This is a genomic window from Rossellomorea pakistanensis (assembly GCF_016908495.1).
Taxonomy (GTDB): domain Bacteria; phylum Bacillota; class Bacilli; order Bacillales; family Bacillaceae_B; genus Rossellomorea; species Rossellomorea pakistanensis.
In genome coordinates, this window is the sequence record NZ_JAFBDZ010000009.1 from 35,595 (window position 1) to 57,653 (window position 22,059).

At 36.9% G+C, this 22,059-nt stretch carries 22 protein-coding genes; all 22 read left to right on the forward strand.

Going from position 1 to position 22,059, the window contains the following annotated elements:
• Nucleotides 1-7 precede the first annotated feature (7 nt).
• The 22 genes from JOC86_RS23605 (at nucleotide 8) to nadE (ending at nucleotide 21,405) form a co-directional block, all read left to right on the forward strand.
• Nucleotides 8-1,153, forward strand: a complete 1,146-nt coding sequence (locus JOC86_RS23605) for a CpaE/TadZ family protein (protein ID WP_205175964.1) — start codon at nucleotides 8-10, stop codon at nucleotides 1,151-1,153.
• A 28-nt stretch (nucleotides 1,154-1,181) separates the two neighbouring features.
• The gene (locus tag JOC86_RS23610) at nucleotides 1,182-2,558 is read left to right on the forward strand and encodes a TadA family conjugal transfer-associated ATPase (protein WP_205175966.1); all 1,377 of its coding nucleotides are present in this window, start codon (nucleotides 1,182-1,184) and stop codon (nucleotides 2,556-2,558) included.
• Nucleotides 2,530-3,459: a type II secretion system F family protein gene (locus JOC86_RS23615; RefSeq protein ID WP_239587818.1), complete on the forward strand. Its 930-nt coding sequence runs from the start codon at nucleotides 2,530-2,532 to the stop codon at nucleotides 3,457-3,459. The genes JOC86_RS23610 and JOC86_RS23615 overlap by 29 nt, the downstream gene beginning before the upstream one ends.
• A gap of 3 nt (nucleotides 3,460-3,462) precedes the next feature.
• Entirely contained in the window at nucleotides 3,463-4,401 is a 939-nt protein-coding gene (locus JOC86_RS23620; protein WP_205175968.1) for a type II secretion system F family protein, read from the forward strand.
• A 23-nt stretch (nucleotides 4,402-4,424) separates the two neighbouring features.
• Entirely contained in the window at nucleotides 4,425-4,649 is a 225-nt protein-coding gene (locus tag JOC86_RS23625) for a hypothetical protein (protein WP_239587819.1), read from the forward strand.
• Between the two features lie 129 nt (nucleotides 4,650-4,778).
• Entirely contained in the window at nucleotides 4,779-6,191 is a 1,413-nt protein-coding gene (locus JOC86_RS23630; protein ID WP_205175972.1) for a VWA domain-containing protein, read from the forward strand.
• A 45-nt stretch (nucleotides 6,192-6,236) separates the two neighbouring features.
• Nucleotides 6,237-7,598: a hypothetical protein gene (locus tag JOC86_RS23635; RefSeq protein WP_205175974.1), complete on the forward strand. Its 1,362-nt coding sequence runs from the start codon at nucleotides 6,237-6,239 to the stop codon at nucleotides 7,596-7,598.
• 145 nt (nucleotides 7,599-7,743) lie between these two features.
• Nucleotides 7,744-8,550 (forward strand): hypothetical protein, encoded by an 807-nt coding sequence (locus JOC86_RS23640; RefSeq protein WP_205175976.1) that lies wholly within the window; start codon nucleotides 7,744-7,746, stop codon nucleotides 8,548-8,550.
• A 121-nt stretch (nucleotides 8,551-8,671) separates the two neighbouring features.
• Complete coding sequence (locus tag JOC86_RS23645) at nucleotides 8,672-9,379, forward strand: hypothetical protein (protein WP_205175977.1); 708 nt, start codon at nucleotides 8,672-8,674, stop codon at nucleotides 9,377-9,379.
• A gap of 9 nt (nucleotides 9,380-9,388) precedes the next feature.
• Nucleotides 9,389-10,081, forward strand: coding sequence for a YciC family protein (locus JOC86_RS23650; protein WP_205175978.1), 693 nt, complete (start codon nucleotides 9,389-9,391; stop codon nucleotides 10,079-10,081).
• A 23-nt stretch (nucleotides 10,082-10,104) separates the two neighbouring features.
• The gene (locus JOC86_RS23655; RefSeq protein WP_205175979.1) at nucleotides 10,105-10,515 is read left to right on the forward strand and encodes a TadE family protein; all 411 of its coding nucleotides are present in this window, start codon (nucleotides 10,105-10,107) and stop codon (nucleotides 10,513-10,515) included.
• Nucleotides 10,499-11,188 carry a Tad domain-containing protein gene (locus tag JOC86_RS23660; protein ID WP_205175980.1) on the forward strand — a complete coding sequence of 230 codons (690 nt, stop codon included), beginning with the start codon at nucleotides 10,499-10,501 and terminating at the stop codon, nucleotides 11,186-11,188. Before JOC86_RS23655 ends, JOC86_RS23660 begins: the two co-directional genes overlap by 17 nt.
• A gap of 51 nt (nucleotides 11,189-11,239) precedes the next feature.
• A complete protein-coding gene (locus JOC86_RS23665) occupies nucleotides 11,240-11,434 on the forward strand; it encodes a hypothetical protein (RefSeq protein WP_205175981.1) in 195 nt (64 codons plus the stop codon).
• Nucleotides 11,435-11,526: 92 nt separating this feature from the next.
• On the forward strand, nucleotides 11,527-12,795 hold the full coding sequence (locus JOC86_RS23670; protein ID WP_205175982.1) for a hypothetical protein: 1,269 nt from the start codon (nucleotides 11,527-11,529) through the stop codon (nucleotides 12,793-12,795).
• A gap of 18 nt (nucleotides 12,796-12,813) precedes the next feature.
• On the forward strand, nucleotides 12,814-13,653 hold the full coding sequence (locus JOC86_RS23675; protein WP_205175984.1) for a hypothetical protein: 840 nt from the start codon (nucleotides 12,814-12,816) through the stop codon (nucleotides 13,651-13,653).
• Nucleotides 13,654-13,655: 2 nt separating this feature from the next.
• Nucleotides 13,656-14,342, forward strand: a complete 687-nt coding sequence (locus tag JOC86_RS23680; protein ID WP_205175985.1) for a hypothetical protein — start codon at nucleotides 13,656-13,658, stop codon at nucleotides 14,340-14,342.
• Between the two features lie 41 nt (nucleotides 14,343-14,383).
• Entirely contained in the window at nucleotides 14,384-15,031 is a 648-nt protein-coding gene (locus JOC86_RS23685; RefSeq protein WP_205175987.1) for a Yip1 family protein, read from the forward strand.
• Between the two features lie 24 nt (nucleotides 15,032-15,055).
• Entirely contained in the window at nucleotides 15,056-16,318 is a 1,263-nt protein-coding gene (locus JOC86_RS23690; RefSeq protein WP_205175989.1) for a hypothetical protein, read from the forward strand.
• An 11-nt stretch (nucleotides 16,319-16,329) separates the two neighbouring features.
• Nucleotides 16,330-16,704: a hypothetical protein gene (locus JOC86_RS23695; protein WP_205175991.1), complete on the forward strand. Its 375-nt coding sequence runs from the start codon at nucleotides 16,330-16,332 to the stop codon at nucleotides 16,702-16,704.
• 403 nt (nucleotides 16,705-17,107) lie between these two features.
• Nucleotides 17,108-18,517, forward strand: a complete 1,410-nt coding sequence (locus tag JOC86_RS23700; RefSeq protein ID WP_205175993.1) for a VWA domain-containing protein — start codon at nucleotides 17,108-17,110, stop codon at nucleotides 18,515-18,517.
• A 530-nt stretch (nucleotides 18,518-19,047) separates the two neighbouring features.
• A complete protein-coding gene (locus JOC86_RS23705; RefSeq protein ID WP_205176020.1) occupies nucleotides 19,048-20,514 on the forward strand; it encodes a nicotinate phosphoribosyltransferase in 1,467 nt (488 codons plus the stop codon).
• A 63-nt stretch (nucleotides 20,515-20,577) separates the two neighbouring features.
• The gene (gene nadE / locus JOC86_RS23710) at nucleotides 20,578-21,405 is read left to right on the forward strand and encodes an ammonia-dependent NAD(+) synthetase (protein WP_205176002.1); all 828 of its coding nucleotides are present in this window, start codon (nucleotides 20,578-20,580) and stop codon (nucleotides 21,403-21,405) included.
• Nucleotides 21,406-22,059 lie beyond the last annotated feature (654 nt).

A 22,059-nucleotide genomic window follows, 5' to 3' on the forward strand; every position in this document is an offset into this window, starting at 1 on the left:
GGAATTTATGAATAAACAAAATCAACTTTTCCTCATTGGAGAAGAAAACGAACTATATGAAAATATCACAGCCCATTTACCAGCATATGAGTTATTACATATTTCAGTAGAGAATTGGTCTGAAGATCTAAGAAGGTATGATCCTACTATTATCGTTGTGTATCAAGGAGAGAATACTCTTTCAACCCAAATCATTCAGGAAATCTATAATGAGTTCCCTAATGTATCCATTCTATATGTACATAGTGAACAAGATTTTTCACTTTTGAGGGATGTTACACGAGCGGGTGCAGAAGATTTTCTAATTGCTCCTAGTGAAATTGATACATTGGAAAGTAGAGTGAACCACTTTTGGCAGGAACAGCAGTCAAAAATGGAAGCAGCTGTTTCTTCAGGGAGCTATAAGAAAGGGAAAGGGCAAATATTTGCCTTTTATAGCGGCAAAGGCGGGACAGGCAAAACCTTTCTTAGTACCTCTTTTGCCCAAACCTTAAAGCTAGAATCTACTGCTCAGGTGATTCATCTTGACTTTAATTTTCAATTTGGTGGGGCTGAAACTTATCTTGGAATTGAAAGCAACCGTTCCTTAATCGATTTAAAGCCTGTAATCAATGAGCTTAATGAACACCATATCCGAAATGTTTCCGAGAAAGAGGAACATTCCAAGCTTGAGGTCCTTCTTAGTCCAAGAGATGCGGAAATGGCGGAGAAGGTCGATGAAGAATTTATGATCCGTCTGTTAAGAGCGTGCAAAAGAAGCTACGATTTCATTGTGGTGGATTTGCCATCCTCAATAGATGAGAAAACGTTCAACGTTTTAGAAGAAGCAGATCGAATTTATTATGTTATGACACTGGATACACCGGCTATTCGTGTCTTAAAGCACGTTGAAGACCTCTTTAAGAGACTGGGTCTTCAAACGGAGGAACGACTGGAGCTTATTCTTAATTTTAAGGGAAGAGAAAATGAATTAACGAAAAAGGATCTAGAAAAGTTCATCCACTTTCCAGTATCTGTAGAAATTAGAAGAGATATTAAAGGGGTTCAATCAGCCGTCAATCAAGGGGTGCCGCTGAGGAAAGCAACAAAAGAAAAGAAATTAATTCCCCCTGCTAAAGACATTCAAAAATGGGTTACGTCAATGTTGAAATAGTAACCAATCAAAGGAAGGGAGGGATCCCATGTCATTATTCCAAAGGAAAGCAGAGAAAAAAACGGAACAACAGAGCTTTTACGAATCCAATGTTTCGACTTCAAACCCGTATATAGACGAATTAGTAGAGCACTATAAAGCTAGATTATTATCTGAAACGAACTTGGAGCAATTGACCAACCTATCTGAAGAAGAGCGAAGACTATCCATCGAACGATTAATCAATCAGTTCATGTCAGAGGAAAAGGTTGTCATACCGAGACATGAAAAAGATTCGATGCTTTCTAGATTAATTGATGAGAGTGTCGGGTTTGGTCCACTCGAGGCTTTATTAAAGGATGAAACCATCACAGAGATCTTAGTCAATGGTCCAAAGGAAGTTTTTATCGAAAAAAGAGGGCAGTTACAGAAGTCTGATGTCCGATTTAAAGATGAGGAGCATGTTCGTCATATTATCGATCGAGTCGTCGCTCCACTAGGTAGAAGAATTGATGAAAGCTCACCTATGGTTGATGCTAGACTTCCAGATGGGAGCCGTGTAAATGCCGTTATCCCGCCGATTAGTTTGAATGGGACACTCATTTCTATAAGAAAGTTTAGAAAAACTCCTTTTGAAATGGGAGATCTCATCAGCTACAACACTCTTACGGAAGGGATGTCAGAGTTCCTTCAAGCGATCGTCGAAGCTAAAACAAATGTACTAGTCTCGGGTGGAACTGGTAGTGGTAAGACAACGTTACTTAATGCGGTGGCAAAGGCGATCCCATTTAAAGAACGTGTCATCACTATTGAAGATTCTGCGGAGTTGAGGCTGAACCGAGCAAGTGTAGTCGGATTAGAAGCGAGGCCATCGAACGTAGAAGGAAAAGGTGAGATTTCGATCAGACAGCTTGTGAAAAATGCTCTCCGTATGAGACCCGATCGAATTATTGTAGGTGAGGTCAGGGGAGCGGAAGCATTTGATATGCTGCAAGCGATGAACACAGGTCATGAAGGTTCGATCACAACTGTCCATGCTAATACCCCTAATGATGCCATCAGTCGAATCGAGGGAATGGTTGTTATGGCGGGAATGGACCTGCCAACGAATATTATCAGAGAATATATTGTCGGGGCTTTAGACTTTATCGTTCAAGTAGAAAGGCTTGCAGATGGTACAAGGAAAATTATGAATATCTCAGAAATATACGTTGATCATGAAAGCAAAATTAGAGTGCAGGATATCTTTAAATTTCGTAGAACTGGACTAGGAGAAAAAGGAGAAGTCCTTGGTATTCATACAGCCACAGGCATTCGACCACGATGCTTAGAAAAATTAAGGGTATTTGGACTTGAATTAGATGACAATTTATTTGAACCGAAGGAGGTGGCCGAGCTTGACCATAAGCGTATCTATTCTATATAGCTTGGCAGTACTTCTTTTATTATGGGGACTTTATTTTCTATTAGGCTACCGAACTCAAAAGCGGGAATGGAAGCAAAAGGTCCAAAAGTGGTATCCAGAGGAAAAAAGAAAAAGTGTTATTAGCGTTATTGGGGATCGTTTTGATCATTCCAGTAGTGCTAAACCTTTAGGGGAAAAGCTTCAAAATGCTAATATCGCCTTACTTCCTTCTGAATATTTAGGGATCCATATTTTTGGCTTTCTGCTGTTATTCGTATTACTTTCCAATATCTTTAATGTGCCAGCGAATTTGACCTTGATCATCTCTCCTATTCTTTTATTAGTGACTCATTATCTATTATTTTTTATGAGGAAAAATAAATATGAGGAACGGTTTAATAATCAATTGGCCGATATTTGTAGGCTGCTGGGAAACTCCGCACGATCTGGGTTAACGATTAACCAAGGAATTGAGATGGTGGCCAGGGAAGTTTCAGCCCCAGCAGGAGATGAATTTAAGCGAATTGCAAACGAATTGAAACTAGGTGTTCCGTTAGAAATCGCTTTACGATCCGTTCAAAAGCGAAATAAATCACGTGAGTTTCAGCTTTTTATTGCAACCATTCTCATTCAAAAGAAAACAGGGGGGAACCTTGCGACTACACTAGATACGATGTCCAATACTCTAGAAGATCGAAAGGTGCTTAACCAAACGATTAAAACGATGACGTCAGAACAGCGTTATATCTCGTTGATTGTACCAGCACTGCCTATCTTCATTTTATTGATGATGAATAATATTATGGAAGGTTTTACGGACTCCCTATGGACAGCGCCAGGGATTGTGATCTTGATCCTTTTTGGCAGCGGGATTGTTCTATCATTCTTTTTAATTAGAAAAATTACGAATATAAAGGTGTAATGTATGGATGCATTAATTATTCTTGCCATAATCATTTTTTGGTTCACATTTGTTCTCGCCATTCGTCATTTCTCCGTTTATCTCAAGGAAAAAAGAATGCTCCTTGGACATATATCCGAAGTGACGGAAAGTGATCTTTTCGAAAAGAAAGTAAAAAAGAGAAATCGAAAAGCAGAGCTTATTCAGAAGCTAACGAAATATGCCGATGAATTCGCAGATTTGGGTCAACGAATTAACTTTTTTAGTGAAAACCAGGACGTTAAAAATTGGTTGAGGAAATCCGGGAACCCTTATCAACTGACAGTAGAAAGATTCCAAGGACTTAAAATATTCTTAGCGGTTGTTGGATTCTTTTTAGGGATGCTTTCCTTTATTATCGGTCTGCCATTCTCACAGTATGCGATCGTCTTTAACCCGTTAATTGGTTACTTTTTACCAATCTTTTTAGTGAAACAGCAGGCTAAGAAGCGACAAGAAGCACTCAGGCTTGAACTCCCTGATTTCCTAGATACGATTAGTACCAGTCTTCAGGCCGGTGTTAGTCTAGACCAAGCTTTAAGGGAGGTGATTCGTTTCTTCGACGGTCCTATAAGAGAAGAATTTTCAAGGTTTAACCATGAAATCGATTTAGGCGTACAGAGAGAAACTGCTTACCGAAATCTATTAGATCGAAATGATAATCAAGAGTTTCAAAGCTTAATAAAAGCACTTCTCCAAGGGTTGAAACTAGGGGTGCCAATCGCCACAACCTTTAAAGTCCAATCTGAGGATATGCGTCAAATAAGGGAAGAACAAGTCAAGGAATTGGCGGCAAAAGCTTCACCAAAAGTAACACTAGTCACCACCTTTGTGGTTGCTCCAGTCTCTATCTTAATGGTTGCTGGACTTATGATACTTAATCTTATTTATGGGGAAAACAGTCTTTTAGACTTATTAAAATAACAAAATAATTGGAGGAAATGAAAATGATGAAAAAGTTAAATGAAATGTATGTAAAAACGGCAATGAAAGTTGAAGGAATGATCAAGAATGAAAGAGGATCTCAAACATTAGAGTGGATCGGGATTGCAGCGGTAGTTGTTATTGTTGTAGGTGTAATCTCACAGGCATTCTCTGGTGATACAAGTATTGGGACTACAGTTAAAGATAAATTAAAAGGTATGATTGAGCAAATCGGTGGAGGTAACTAAGAAGCAAACTCATAATTATTATTTTTATGATTAATTGTTTCTATAATGATTTTTTGTATCATCACTTATTTAATAAGAAAAAGTTTCAAATAACACCCAGCAAAAAAGTATTGATTAGGGGGTTAATTAATGAAAAAGTTCGCTGCAATATTGTTTTGCTCACTTTTAATTATCACTGGATGCAGCGGTGAAAAGGAAGGAAGTAAGGAAGAGGCCACTTCGTCCCAGTCATCAAGTGAAGAAGAAAATAATTCTGAAGAGAATTCAGACAAAAAAGCGGAAAAACCAGAAAGTGGTACTTCAGAAGATCAATCTGAACTTTTTAACAATTTACCAAAGGTTCCGACCAACACAATTGAATTAGTTAATCAATCTCCAGGAGCATTTGCTGATCAAGAGGTAGAAACAGAAGTAGTACAAAAAGATTATTTAAAGTTGATGAAAGAAGTACCTGTACTTAAAGAAAATGCAACAGAAGAGGATTACGATAAGTATTTCCAATATATCTACTCACTTGTTGCGACTGATTTCGATGACCCGAAAGATTTGATTAATAAGTGGAAATTTTCTATGTTTGGAAATGAAAACATGGAAGATCCAAGGCTTCAATTCAAAGAAAATTATAATATTGAAATTATCTTAGATTCTAGTGGGAGTATGGCGAAGGTAGCTCAAGGTGGAAAGACACAAATGGAGCTAGCAAAGGAAGCGATAAAAGAGTTTCTTGCCAATGCTCCAGAAGAAGCAAATGTTTCTTTAAGAGTTTACGGCCATAAAGGAACGGGTTCCGATGCGGATAAAGAGAATTCTTGTTCCAGCATTGAACAGGTTTACAAATTAAAACCATACAATCAAGAAGAGTTCAATAAAGCATTAGATCAATTTCAGCCAAGTGGGTGGACACCTGTTGCCGGCGCTTTAGAATCCTCAAAGGCTAGTTTTGAAGGACTGGATGCTAAGAAAAATACGAATCTTATTTATCTTGTCAGTGATGGAATTGAAACGTGTGATGGGGATCCAGTTGAAGTAGCCGAATCATTTGCAGGGTCAAACGTAGCTCCTATTATTAATGTGATTGGTTTCAATGTCGATGCAGAAGCCCAAAAACAATTACAACAAGTTGCAGAAAGTGCAAATGGAATTTACACGACAGTTTCTAATGGTGAGCAACTAAAAACAGAATTCAAAAGAGCCCAAGAGGTATTGGAAAATTGGGAAAGATGGAAAAATGATGCTCTTAGAAATGCTGATGCACAGAGAGTAGATAATAGTTTTGAAATCTTAGGCTTCTCAAATGATTGGAATTTTAAAGCTAGAAGACAAGGTCTAAATATCAGTTATTCCATCGATATGCTTAGAAGAGAAGGGAAAATTACCTTTGAACAAGCAGATGACTTGAAGACCCGAAAAAATGATCTAGGTGATTTAGCTGAGCAATCGATTGATGAGATTAGAGACGATTTACATGATTTGAACTTAAAGAAAATTGACGATCTCAGAAAACAAATCAACGAAAAATACAACACTAGCACCCAGCAATAAACACCGATGAGTAAAGAATGAATACAAAGAGAAAGGAAAAGAGCGATGTCTGAAAGAATAATGAAAAAAGTTTTCGTTATGTTAGCTTTACTCATCGTTCTTTTCCAATCATTTTCTATCCCAGCATTAGCAACCATACAACCATGGAAAGGAAATCCTTGGGAGGGGGAAGATTGGGAAGGAAAGTCATGGGACGGAGCTGACCTTCAGTGGGAAGGCGACCCGTGGAAAGGAAACCCATGGGAAGGCTCTACGACGGAAGGAAATGATTGGGAAGGAAACGGTACAGAGGGGCAAGGAACAGAAGGAAAAGGAACACAAGGACAAGATTGGGATGGTCATGAATGGTCGAGTACTCCATGGTATATGGACCCATGGCATAATAACGGATGGAGTATGAATGGTTTCGAAGGAAAGGGTACGACCGGAAGTCCATTTAATGGGAATGGTACAAATGGGAATCCTTTTACAGGTAACGGGACCAACGGAAATCCTTTCATAGGTAATGGGACCAACGGATATGGAACGAATGGTAACGGATGGAATGGCAACCCGTTTACTAACTCACCATTTCCTCCATATTCCCCGATAGCCTATGAATATGCTGGTTCTACAGAAAGTTTTGAAGGAAATCCAACTGATGTGAACTTGCCAATGGGATTTGAGGTAGCGAAGTATCTTTCAACTGATGTCATTGGCGGACAAGTGAATATGATCGATAGTTATATGCAATTCGATTTTGAGAATAACCCAAATGGATTTAAACCTAATGGAACCTTCTTTTCAACACTTATGTTAAATGGCGTGAAGATGGGGTTAGGTGAAAATACTCCAGGGATTATTAATGGTATATCGGATGTACATGATGGTGCGATTAAGACTGCCGATGCTGTAGGTGCTGTAAAAGATTATAAAATATTGAAAAGTGTTAGAGATGCAGCTAATACGGCAGATGGACTTAGAGGTGCCGCAAATGTAGCTGACAATGCAAACGATGTATTATCTGGTTTATCAAAAGTTGGGGCAATTTCAAAATTAAATGTTGCAACAGCAGCTGTTGGAGCAGGATATTCAGCATTTGAGCTTGGGTTTAAAGGTGCTAAAGCATTCGATGTTTTAGGTTCAAATGCTGCAGGGAATGAAAAAGTATCAGCTGTTGCTGATGCAGGAGCTAGCGCAGGAGACCTTTTAATGAATGCAGGAGTAGTAGCAGCAGCAATTCCTGGGGGACAAGCAGCTGGAGCAGTTATGATTGCTGGAGGAGCTGTACTTTGGGGGGCTTCAAAACTGACCAAAGCAGTAGCAGATAATTGGGAAGGTGTTAAGAAGTTTGCTAAAGATCCTATTAAGAGTACTGGAAAAGCAATTAGTAAAGGAATTAGTAAAATAAAAGGTTGGTTTAGCTAATAAAAAATAGAAGACTAGTAATATAGAATAAAAAAAGTTGACTTCATTAGTGTCAAGGACAGTAATATCTGAAAAAAATGTTATGAAATCTCTTATTTAGCAGTGTTCCTGACACTATGAAGCCACCACTACAAGGGAGTTTTCTATGAATTTAGAAGTATTAAAACCAAGAGCAAATAAACACAAAAAATGGTTAGAAAATAAGGTAATAATTAATCCGTTCAGCTATGACATAAATGATGTTAGTTACTATTTAGTAATCTATAAAAGGGGGGATAAGTTTAAAGGATACACAGTTATTTCAGATAGTTCTTTTTCAGAAACAGATGCTAAGATAGCTTTTGAGAAATTAGTTGTATTCACTGTATTTGGAAATAAGTTTTTTGAAATTGAGAAATCCAAAATAAAATTGTCTCCGAAATTTTTTTACAATATTTCAGAGATTATTGATAACCATTTACAATCTAATCAGAAAAATAACTACCTTCTAAAAGGTAGGGAAGTTTTGCTGGAACTAGGGGACTTGCTAAGAGAATTACAAGATCACATACAAAACTATATTAGACATTACGATGATGTGATTTTAAAAACAAATAAAATTGATGAAAGTGAATTTGAAATTATTTATGAGACATTATCTCATATCAACCGGATTCAATATCTCCAAGGTAGAACTTTTTTAGATTCTTTTTCAGATTTAAAAAATATGCAATCAGAAATGAAGAAACTAAATTTAGATAAACAACTTACCCAAGAACAAAAAGTTTCTTTAAAAGAATTATTAAGCGGAACAAAAGAAACAGAACAAAGCATAAAAGCTTTTGATACCGAAAAAGAAATTGCTCACTTACCTGTCGAAGAGCAAACTAAAATTATAGTAGAAGAGCTAAAAGAAGTCGGAAGAAAAAAACTACCACGTTATAAACAGGATCTTAGATATCCCAAAATATAACTTCTTTAAATTGGTGAGATGAATAGGGGATGTAAAAACCTTATCCAAAAATGCAAATAAGTATAAAAAATGGTTTGAAGATGCTTCTCTAAATCCATTTGGCTATGAAATAAATCAAACTATGTATTTCCTATCGATTTACAAAAGGAAATCAAAAGTAAAAGGTTATACAGTCGTATCATCTAGCGAATTTAGTAAGAATGATGCAATTAAAGCTTTTGAAAAACTAGTCCTTTTTACAGTTTTTGCAAATAATTATTTCTCAATTGGAGAACAAAGAGCAAAAATTAGTGAAGATTATTTTTATGCTCCTGCTTACTCTATTCAAGATTATCTTCAAATTAACAATGGTAATCCAATTCTTGAAAAAGGAAGAGAAATTTTATTAAAATTTGGTGATTTACAGAAAGAATTTAAAGTGCTGATCAAACAGTTTTCAAATCATTATGACGATCATATTTTAAAGACAAATAAGATAGATGATGACGATTTTGAGCGTATCACTGAAGTACTAGCCCATATAAATCGAATTCAATATTTACAGGGGAAAACACTTCTTGAAAACTATAGCGCTCTTAAAATGATGGAGAAAGAAATGCAGAATACAAAAATTATGTTGTCGATTCCAAAGGATAATATGATTTTTTTGAAAGAACTTTTAAATGGAATCAAAAAAACGGAAGACTCAATTAAGGATTTAGAGGATCAACAAAAAATTTCTCATTTACCAACAGAAGAGCAAATAGAGATTTCCAAGAAATCAATTTACCAAGCAGCATTAGCCAAACTCCCACGCTACAAACAAGATTTGCGTTACCCAAAGCCATGAGGTGAAACTATGGATAAACCATTAAAATATACCTTTTCTTTTATTGCGGAAAGGTTTGAAAAGATATTAATCATTATTTTGTGCGTTCAACTTCCGTTGTTGATCCTGCACTCGTTTATAACCAATTACATATACGCGATAACTCCTAATGTTGGAACCATCTATTCAGTAGCAGACATTTACTATGCTCTATTTACCATTCTATTTTTCCTGTATGCCCAAATTCCATTTGTGAAATATACCTTTAATGAGTTTGAAGGCCGGGAAGACTCTCTTAAGAATGCCTTGTATACTTTTCTGGTCCAAGGTTTTCCGATATTCGTTTTTTCCTGTTTGATCAGTTTATTCATTGTGATTGGATTCGGGTTATTCGTTATACCTGGAGTTATTATTCTTTCCTTATTCATTACAGCCCCGATTATTTCCATAATCGATAATAAATCAGTCTGGAAGTCTATTAAAGAAGCAAGACTATTATTTAAGAAACACTTTATCAAGATCATTCTATTGATCACTTTGTGGGGAGTATTTGAAATGGGAGTTGGGATTGTGTTTAACTCCTTGACATTAAATATTACTAGCTCCTATGCTGCAGTTGCCGGAGTACAGATTGTGACCAATATGTTATTTTATCCCTTATTCATTGTACTGTTGACCACTAATACAATGAAGTGGAGAGAAGGACTTAGAAAGCTAACGTAGTTGAAAGGTGAGGAGATGAAACGATGCTTACGGTTAAGGAAAAAGTAGCAAATGAGAAAGGGTCGTCTACGATCGAATTTCTAGGGATTCTTCCATTAGTATTTATTGTCCTTATGATCATGTGGCAGCTTATTGTCAGTGTTCAGGGTGTCATGATTGCACAGTCTGCTGCTAATGAAGCGGCTAAAGTTTATTCTATGACCGCAAATAGTAGTGAGGCAGAAGCTGCTGCTTCGAAAATTGTCTCTTCAGGAGGGTCTTACCTCACCTTTCAAGGAGCTAGTGGGATGAGTTCAAAAGATTTTACTACGAAAGTAAATGTCAAAATTGATTTTGTCTTTTTACCAGATCAATTATTCCCGAATGGCACTCCTTCTTATTCATTCTCATCAACAGCAAGTGGTAAGGTGATTAAAAATGAAATTGGAGGTTAAGCGCATTTTTCAAAATGAACGAGGGAATATTGCGTTATTCGTTATCGGAATTTTAGCCATCATGATGGTTTTATTTGTTTTTATCCTTAATCTTTCGAAGGTATTTGCCGTAAAAGAACAAGCAAATTCAACATCACAGCAAGCGAGCTTAGCGGCTACCGCTGTTTTATATGATCAAATTGAAGTAGCGATTAAGAAGTACGAAGATGAGACATTGCCTGGTTTAATTGATAAACACCCAAAATCGATTGCTGAAAAGATCGACGAAAAGATTATTGAACTAAATAGTAATCCTAACTATAGTGATTATTCATCGAATGAAATTTCTATTGAAGCTGTAGATATCGTCTTAAGAGACGAGTTAAGTAAAGGAATTGGAAAAGAGGAGCTAGCAAAAACCCTTGAAGATGAGATAGAGCAAAATATTATTAAAAGTATGACTAGTGAAGCACGACAAACAATATTAGAAAACAACGGGAACCTCCAAGGGGCTACCCTGACAATAGATGATGGACAAGTTCATGTAAAAGCATCGAATACAGTAGAAGCAACAAGCTATGATGGGTTTTTTAACAACTTTGCTGAAGAATTGTTTCAAACATCGGCTGGACCGAAGATCGACTTTCTTGAGTATATTCCCTTCTTTGGCGTCGGGGAAAGGTCGTTAGAGTGATTCCTTTTTTAAACAGTTTATTAGAAGAATTATAGAAAGAGGAGTGTGGATATGTCTAAAAAAGAAAAACGATGGAGAATCTTTTATTTGTGTTTAATGATCTTTTTCTATGCAATATATGTACCTGTTTCTGTTCTAATGTGGTTAATTGGCGATGAAGGTTTTCCGATTACAGCAGTGGCGGTTGGAATCGGACTTCCCATTATGAGGAAAAACCATATTCAACAAATACAATCGAGAGCTTGAGGATAACTCAAGCTTTTTTTATAGCCCATTAGCTTAATAGAAAGAAAAAAATAGAGTTAATGAAGTTAATACATAGAGAAAGGAAAAGAGCGATGTTTGAAAAAGTAATGAAAAAAGTTTTCGTTATGTTGGCTTTATTCATCGTTCTTTTCCAATCATTTTCGATTCCAGCTTTAGCGACCATCCAACCATGGAAAGGAAACTCATGGGAAGGAAATCCGTGGGAAGGTGATCCATGGGATGGTGCTGATCTACAATGGAAAGGCGAATCCTGGGAAGGAAACCCTTGGGAAGGAAACACAACAGAGGGAAATGATTGGGAAGGAAACGGTACAGAAGGTCAAGGAACAAAGGGAAATAGGACACAAGGACAAGATTGGCAGGGACATCAATGGTACTTGGATCCTTGGAAAAATAATGGCTGGGATCCAAATGATTTTCGTGGAAATGGAACGAATGGGATTCCATTTAGTGGGGATGGAACCAACGGGAATCCATTTATGGCTAATGGATCAGAATACCAGTTGACAGAGTCATCTCCGATTAAGGAGCCGACTGCAGATGATCCAATCTATTCTGGTTATGATTGGATTAAATTCGGAGTTAGTGATATAGGGTTAGGAACACTTCAGACACTTGCAGAGAATAATATTGATTTAAGTGATCTGGGTACATGGAATACCAAATCTAAAACATTTTACTTAAAGCTATTGGAAACATCCTTTAAGTTTTCGGCAAAGGATATCAGTTTACTAGAAGCAGGCGTGGACGCATTAGATGTGGGGAAGAATGTTAATGAGTTCAGAAGTAATATTCAGAATGTACGAGATACTGCTTCTCTTTTAGGCTCTAGAATGTCGCCTTACATCTCAAATCCTCAGCTTGTAATGGATGGCATCAGAAATGCAAAATTGTCGAATATCGCTTCTTCAGCAGCACAGTTTGGTTCAAACACCACAAACGCTTTTAAGGCAATGGCTCCATTAGGGAAATTAAATGTAGTTGGGGCGGCTGTGGGAGCAGGGTTCTCTGCTGTAGACTCGTTTAATAATACGGTTAAGCTATTTAATGCAGATACTGGAAAAGAAAGAGTTGCTGCGGGAGCTGATCTCGCTCAAAGCTCAGGAAGTTTACTTATGAATGTTGGAACAGGAATTGCCGCATTTCCAGGAGGGCAAGTAGTAGGTGGAGCCTTAATTGCTGGTGGTGCAGTATTATGGCTTGGTGGAACCGTCGTCAAACATTGGGGAACGATTAAAGAGGCTGTCACAAACCCTGTTAAAACGGTCAAAAAGCTTGGAAAAGGGATAGCAGACAAAGCGAAGAAAACATGGTCAACGGTAAAAGGTTGGTTCTCTTAGTATAGGAGGCTTGGAAAAATGAACAATGAAGAAATCGTGAAGGTAGCTCAAAAGCACAAAAAGATGCTAGAAAAGATAGATGTATTTCCATATGAATTTAAAACGGACGCTACTACCTATCAAATGGCTCATTTTTATAGGCTTACTTCAAAACTATATGGAAGTTACATCTATACACCATACGATCTTTCTTACGGTGAAGTAAAGTCAGTGTTCTATAAATTTATATTATTGGAGGAGTATCTAAAAAATAAAATAGCGAAGTTAAATGAATATGCTTCACAGGATCTAACGAAAAGTTATTATCATTACAGAGATCTCATAAAAGAATTAGAAAAAGAAAGACATTTTTCAGCTGCAAAAGAGGAAATGAACAAAATCATTGAAGCAATCAATTATATTGAAAATGCTTTAAAGGAAGTCAGCGAGAAATATAAGGAATTTCAAAACATTTGTCAACGAATAAAGAATGAAAATTCCTTTGATAATGAGCAATTAGAGCGAATTAGAACCATCCACGGGGAATCGCAAGCATTGCTATTTTTACAAACATTAAAGCAAAAAGATTTAGTAGACCTAGCAAAGAATATTTATAACTTCATGAAAGAAAATGATTTAGGTCAAAATCCTTCCTTCAAAGAGGTATATGAAAAAACAAATATCCTAGTAAATGATAAATCAGTACTAACGCTGGAAAATTCATTAAGAAAATTTGGGAAGTTAGAAGAAATAAAAGACCTATCCTACGAAGAATTAGTTCAAAAGCAGATTCAATTGTATGAAAAAGACTTTTTTATCGCCTTAAACGAAGACTTTATTAAAAGAAGAGTAAGAAATCCTTCTGTTCAGGAGAGTTAGTTATGATTCATTCTTTAAAAGAAGCCACTAGAATTTATACAGGGAAGTTTGAGGGAGTACTATTACTCTCTCTTACAATCCTTCTACCATTACTGTTGATAGACTGGTTCATAATCAATCTAGTTTATATGTTTGTTTTTAATGATTTTACCTCGGCAATGGCAGATTTCTACTATATCCTTTTGACGTTTATATTTCTTGTCATCGCTCAAATACCCTTCATCCAGTTTGTGAAGTCATATGAGACAGATGAGAAAGTCAATTATAAAAAGATTTACTATGTATTTATCACAAATGCCTTCTCCTTATTTGTGTTTGGGGTATGTATTTCATTTGTTACTTCTATAGGGATCCTACTGTTTATCCTACCAGGATTAATTTTCTTGATATTTATGTTTGTTGCACCCTACGAAGCAATTTTAGAAGGAAAATCCGTCTGGAAATCTATAAAGACTTCAATTGTATTTACGAAAAGAAGATTTGTCCCCTTATTTTTAATTATTTTATTTATAAGTTTAACGGAAATCATCATTGGATGGGTAAGCATGTTTCTCATCTACACTGTTACAACGTCACTACTGGCTCAACTTGCTGTCCAGATGCTATTAAACCTATTAATCTTTCCTTTTTTAGCTATCTGGGTTACCTATTTCTATATGGAATGGAAAGGAAAATACCAAATATCATAGAGCAATAGATAAGTAAAAAGAAATCGAGAGGAGATTTCAACTTGAAAACAGCTACAGATGCAAATGAACATATTGAGAAAAAAGAAAAAGTATTTCCCTGGCTTTCTATATGGGTGAAGCCAAGAAAAACCATTAGGTATGTAATCGATCATAAAAAATTCACATGGGTGTTCCTATTAGCTTGTCTTGCTGGAATATCTAACGTATTAGACGGAGCGTCAACCTCCAATATTGCCGATAAAGTTTCCACTTCTGTTGAAGGAATTGTCTTATTTGGATTATTGTTGGGACCTATTTTCGGGCTATTTATCTGGGCTATTACTTCTTTGCTGTATTGGTCTATTGGAAAACTTTTCAAAGGAACTGGTACTTTAAAAGAAGTCATGGTGGCTTCTGCGTGGGGATTTATTCCGATTATCGTTTCATTGCTATTATGGATTCCCGATCTACAAATATTAGGGATCTTTAATTTTTCTACCCTTGCTCCACCTATGACAGCTGGGGAGAGTTTCGTCATTATTATCTCAGCTCTTTTGGAAATGGTTATATCAGTGTGGTATGTCGTCGTTTTAATCAAAGCGATTGCGGAAGCTCACCGATTCTCTGCCTGGAAAGGTCTGGGGACCGTGATTATCCCTGGCTTTGTAGTGTTCTTATTCCTATTATTACTAATTTTTGTTTCATTATAAAAAATATACGTTGGAGATGGTACTGTGAGAAAACAAAGAAATCGTTGGATATGTACCTTTATGGCTATCCTCCTCCTCAGCATGACCATCCTCCCTGTCACAACATCAGCAGAAATACAACCTTGGAAGGGCAACCCATGGGAAGGGAATCCGTGGGAGGGAGACCCCTGGGAAGGAAGCACATTTGAAGGCGAAGAAGAAAAGGTAGAATGGGTTGAAAAAGAAGCAACAGACGAGCTTGACCCTGAAGTACTTGAAAAATTAAAAGAAGAAGGTTTGGGGAAAGAAGAGATCGAGAAAATAAAAAACATTGAAAACCTAGAAAGCATCAAATACACGGATCCAGAGCTTTGGGAATTCTTAACGAATGGAAATGAAATAGAAAATTATTTCAAGCGTATCGGTATCGGATTAAAGGATACGTTCATCGGTCTATGGGAAGGGACGAAGGAAGGAACAAGTAATGCTTGGGACTATGTAAGCTCGGGGGAAATGTGGTCCGATACGAAAGGGATGGCTAGTGAAAGCTTCCGCTATTTTACATCCGGTGAGGTGTTCGACGACTTTAAATCGCAAGTTCACTATCATCTGTCAGGTCAATCATGGGAGGACTTGAAAGGCGGACTTTCATCGGCTTGGAATTATACTAGTAATATCGGAAGTTATCTTTTTTCTAAACAAAGTGTATCTGACCTATATGGGTATTTTACATCGGGTGAAGTCTTGATGGACTATGCGGAGGACTTTGAAGCCTTTGCGACGGGGGTGGATCCTGAAAGTCAGCAAAAGATTTCCGGTGGAGCGAGGGTTTTGGCAGCGGGAAGTATTTTATTCAAACCTTTGAAAGCTTTTAAAAAGTTAGATGAAATTGGAGAAGCAGCAGAGGATACTGGGGATATTGTGAAGAAGGATAGGGGGGATGAGAAAAAGGATAATAAGGGTACGGTTAATATTCCTAACAACTTTGCAGATAAACAAAAATTAGATAGTCATTATGAAAAGCATGGACAAGAGTTTAAAGGTGAATATAAAAATGCTGATGAATATCTAAATGGAGCTAGAGATGTAATTAAAAATGGTATAAAGGTTGAATATAGTTATAAAGGTGAAATACGAACCGGATATGTAAAATTTATGGGTAACAATCGAGATGGTAAAGCAAAGTTTGAATTTGTTGGTACGAATAATAATGGGGAAATAACTACTTATCATACTCAGAGTGGAAAGAAGTTATGGAAGACTATAAATGGTAAAAACATTCCTGTTATTAACCCAGTTGAAAATTAAGGGGGGAGAGCATGAGGTATATTGCACGAGTAAAAAAATTAAATCCTCATATAGAGGAAGAGGTTACAATTGAGATTCAAGACAATGAATTTACTGGATTTGCATCCACCTGCCCGTATGAAATTGAAGAAGGAAGCTGCTATCCAGTCTTAATTAGCTTTACAATTTTAGATAAGTTAGAGGTTTATGAACTAAATGAAGAAACAAAATGCATAGAGCGTATTAACGAAGGCTACAATTATTATATTAGAGGTATACTTCATGAAGACTTTATCGATGCCGGATTAAAGATTTCCGATGAAGATCAATATTTTCACGAATATACTTACCTAATAGGTAAACCTGTAGAATTACGAGTTGACCGAATTGATGTTGAATTTCAATAACAATGCTTTAAAATGATGCCAAAGAGATACTTTTCTCTTATTTAAATATTAAAAATATATATATTTAAGAATTAAATGATTGATAGAATCAATAAAACTAGTGTAAAGAGAAGCCGTAAAAGAATTTTAACCTCTTTTATGGCTTTTAGTGAATGTGAAAATTCTTAGTTTTTCTATTTACCAGCTTGAATTCAATAAACTCCAGAACTTTGGGAACTCTTAGAGATAATACCGAAAGAAAATACGGCTAAATATCAATCTACTTCTAAGTTTGCTGACTTTGGATTAATGAGTGAGGAGTAACTACCTTAAAGAATATAATCCAAAAACTATCAATAAACCAAAAAAAGCATCATAAGAAAAAAACCAAATCAATACACAATAGTATACAAGGAGCTAACCAATGAAAATATTCACCACAATATTACTTTGCCTACTAATAATCACCACTGGATGCAGCGGTGAAAAGGAAGAAAAAAAAGAAGTGACTACATCTTCCCAGGCTTCAAGTGAAAAAGCAAATGCCAAATCTGAAAAAGATTCAAAGAAAGAAGAGAATAATACAGAACCGAGTAGTGAAAGTCAATCTGCTATTTTCAAAGACTTACCTATAGTTCCAACCAATACGATTGAATTAGTTAACCAATCTCCGGGCTTATATGCAGATCAAGAAATATTGGTAGATGAAATCGAAAAAGATTATTTACCTTTGATGAAAAAGGTACCTGTTCTCAATGAAAATGCTACAGAAGAGGATTACGATAAGTATTTCCGCTATATCTACTCACTCGTTGCGACTGATTTTGCTGATCCCCAGGATTTAATTAAGAAGTGGGAATTCTCTAAGTTTGGTAACGAAAATATGGAAGATCCAAGACTTCAGTTTAAAGAAAACTATAATATTGAAATCATCTTAGATTCGAGTGGAAGTATGGCAAAGGTAGCGCAGGGTGGAAAAACTCAAATGGAGCTTGCAAAGGAAGCGGTCAAAGAGTTTCTTGCCAATGCTCCAGAAGAAGCAAATGTTTCTTTAAGAGTTTACGGTCATAAGGGAACGGGTTCTGATGCAGACAAAGAGAAATCTTGTTCCAGTATCGAACAAGTCTACAAATTGAAACCATACAATCAAGAAGAGTTTAATAAAGCACTAGATCAATTTCAGCCAAGTGGATGGACACCTGTTGCTGGAGCTTTAGAATCCTCAAAGGCTAGTTTTGAAGGACTGGATGCTAAGAAAAATACGAACCTTATCTATCTTGTCAGTGATGGAATTGAAACGTGTGATGGGGATCCTGTTGAAGTAGCCGAATCATTTGCTGGGTCAAATGTGTCTCCTATTATTAATGTAATTGGTTTCAATGTCGATGCAGAAGCCCAAAAACAGTTACAACAAGTTGCTGAAAGTGCAAATGGGATTTACACGACTGTTTCTAATGGTGAGCAACTAAAAACAGAATTTCAGAGAGCCCAAGAAGTACTGGAAAATTGGGAAAGCTGGAAAAATGATGCTCTAAGAGATGCTGATGCACAGAGAGTGGATAATAGTTTTGATATTTTAGGGTTCTCAAATGATTGGAATTCAAAATCATTAAGACAAAGGCTAAATATTAGTTATTCCATTGACATGCTTAGAGAAGAAGGGAAAATCACCTTTGATCAAAGAGATGAGTTAAGAAAACGTAATTATGAATTAGAAGATTTAGCTGAACAATCCATTGATGAAATTAGAGACGATTTACATGATTTGAATTTAAAGAAGATTGAGGATTTAAGGAAACAGATAAATGATAAATATAATACCAATACCCAGTAGCAACATCGATGATTGAAGATTTTATTAAAAGAGGGGAAGGACGACTAGTTATAAGATTAATTTAAATGGTTGTATTACTAGTTGCTCCTTTCCTATTATTTTTATGTTTATATTCTGCACTTATTTTTATTATCTAAGTTAATGAAAACAAGATTCAAATAATGAACGCAATAGACGCTAAAAAAGAGTCAATGTCATGGGTGTCCTATCTTCTATAGCACTTGGATTTCAACTCGATCCTTTTAGCTCTTTATGTTCTTGGTCAGCTTCAGTTATTTTTCACTATGGGCAGTCAGAACTCAAGCTTTTGGATAGGACGGTTTTTTGTAATGGCGATTTTTTTCACTGTTTATGGAAGAGGTGTACACGGGGCATTTCTGTATCACAAGCTTCGCAAGCAGCATAAAGAACAGGTTCAAGATACTAATATAACTATCTAAACTCAAGTTTGGTGCTAAAAGGTTTCGGTTTTGCTTCATTTTTAGTTAGAATAGAGAGAAATGATAATGAACGCACTTAAAGGAGAGACCATCGTGGAGAAATATGTTGATGATAGCTTTGCTTTACATACCGATTTGTATCAAATCAATATGACGAAGGCTTATTGGGATGATGGGATTCATAATCGAAAGGCTGTATTTGATTTGTTTTTCAGAAAGCTCCCATTTGGGAATGGGTATGCTGTTTTTGCTGGCTTGGAGCGAGTGATTGAACTAATTCAAAACTTCCGTTTCAGCGAGAGTGATCTTGCATATTTGCGTGAGGAAGTTGGCTATGAAGAGGAGTTTCTTCAATACTTAAAGGATCTTCGGTTTACGGGGAAGGTTCGGTCGATGATGGAAGGGGAGCTTGCCTTCGGGAATGTTCCGCTTCTTCGGGTGGAAGCCCCGTTAGCGGAAGCGCAATTGTTGGAGACGGCTTTACTAAATGTCATCAATTATCAAACGTTAATTGCTACGAAGGCGACTAGGATTAAGCAGATTGTCGAAGATGAAGTCGTGATGGAATTTGGATCACGAAGAGCCCATGAGATGGATGCGGCCATTTGGGGGACAAGATCGGCATACATTGGTGGATTTGACGCCACCAGTAACGTCAGAGCAGGTAAGCTATTTGGGATTCCTGTATCGGGTACCCATGCCCATTCGATGGTACAAGCATACCGAGATGAATATCTTGCTTTCAAAAAATATGCCGAGAGCCATAAGGACTGCGTGTTCCTGGTGGATACCTATGATACGTTAAAATCAGGTGTTCCCGCAGCCATTAAAGTGGCAAAAGAATTTGGTGACCGGATTAATTTTAAGGGAATTCGTTTGGATAGCGGGGATATGGCGTATCTTTCTAAAAAAGCACGGATAATGCTCGATGAAGCAGGCTTTAAGGATACGAAAATTATTGCTTCCAATGATTTAGATGAGCATACGATTTTAAACCTGAAGGCGCAAGGAGCGAAGATTGATGTTTGGGGTATTGGGACCAAGCTGATTACGGGCTATGACCAGCCTGCCCTTGGAGCTGTCTATAAACTGGTTTCCATTGAAGACGATCAGGGTGAGTTGGTGGATACGATTAAGATTTCTAGTAATGCGGAAAAGGTCTCTACTCCTGGGTTAAAAAGGGTTTATCGAATTATTAATACCGTTAATCATAAATCAGAAGGGGATTATATCGCTCTTGAAGATGAAAACCCTCAAGCAGAGGAAAGACTCAAAATGTTCCACCCTGTTCATACGTTTATTAGTAAATTTGTGACCAATTTCGAAGCTAGGGAGCTTCATAAGGATATTTTTAAAGATGGAGAATTAGTTTATTCTACTCCTGATCTTTCAGAGGTTCGTGGATATCTTTTGAGCAATCTTGAGCTTCTGTGGGATGAGTACAAGCGTTTATTGAACCCTGAAGATTATCCTGTCGACCTCAGTGAAAAGTGCTGGAATAATAAAATGGAACATATTCACCAGGTAAAAGAGAGGGTCAGACAGCAGCACGGTTAAAATGTTTGGTTTCAAGTAGAAATTGGTACTATAAATAAAAGGAACTAATAGAGGAGTGGAATGATGGATTCTCTACAAAAACAAATCATTGAAGAAATGATGGTCAAACCTGAAATTGATCCAAAAGCAGAAATTCGGACTAGTGTTGAATTTTTAAAGGATTATTTGAAGAGAAATTCTTTCCTAAAAAGTATCGTACTAGGGATTTCTGGTGGACAAGACTCGACACTTACGGGGAAGCTTGCGCAAATCGCTGTTGATGAGTTGAATAAAGAAAAAGGCACCGATGAATTTAAATTTTACGCAATTCGTCTTCCTTATGGAGAACAGAAGGATGAACAAGACGCGAAGGATGCAATCGCGTTCATTCAACCTAGTGAAGCATTAACAATTAATATTCAGCCCGCAGTTGATGCCAGTGTTGCAACATTAAAGAAAAATGGCATTGAATTATCGGATTTTGTAAAAGGGAATGAAAAAGCTCGTGAGCGTATGAAGGCTCAATACGCTGTTGCAGCGATGAAAAGTGGTGTCGTTCTTGGAACAGATCATTCGGCAGAAGCTATCACAGGTTTTTATACTAAATATGGTGATGGAGCGGCTGACTTAGTGCCGTTATTCCGGCTTAATAAAAGGCAGGGAAGAATGCTATTAAAAGAGCTTGGCTGCCCGGAACATCTTTATAATAAAGTTCCAACAGCCGATCTTGAAGATGATCGCCCGCTCGTACCTGATGAGGTCGCTCTCGGTGTAACATATGATCAAATTGATGATTACTTAGAGGGGAAAGAAATCCCAGAAGAAGCTCGAAAAACACTTGAAGGGCATTTTCTTAAAACACGTCATAAACGTCAATCACCGATTACCGTATTTGATGATTTTTGGAAATAGCATTGGATACATGGAGGGATTTCCTAATGAGATTCCTTGTAGACTAACCTAGATAAGTCCTTCATAGTTAAGATGAAGGACTTTTTTTATTTTTCGCAGTCTGGGCTTGATGAACGCCCGTTTTTATAAGATTTTCCGAAGTTTGGTCTTTCATGATCTCGGTGAACGCCCGTTTTCATAGGATTTTCCGAAGTTTGGTCTTTCATAAGCTAGATGAACGCCCGTTTTTATAGGATTTTCCGAAGTATGGTCTTTCATAAGCTAGATGAACGCCCGTTTTTATAGGATTTTCCGAAGTTTGGTCTTTCATAAGCTAGATGAACGCCCGTTTTTATAGGATTTTCTGAAGTTTGGTCTTTCATGAGCTAGATGAACGCCCATTTTTATAGGATTTTCCGAAGTTTGGTCCTTCATAAGCTAGATGAACGCCCGTTTTTATAGGATTTTCCGAAGTATGGTCCTTCATAAGCTAGATGAACGCCCGTTTTTATAGGATTTTCCGAAGTTTGGTCTTTCATAAGCTAGATGAACGCCCGTTTTCATAGGATTTTCCGAAGTTTGGTCTTTCATAAGCTAGATGAACGCCCGTTTTTATAGGATTTTCCGAAGATTGGTCTTTCATAAGCTAGATGAACGCCCGTTTTTATAGGATTT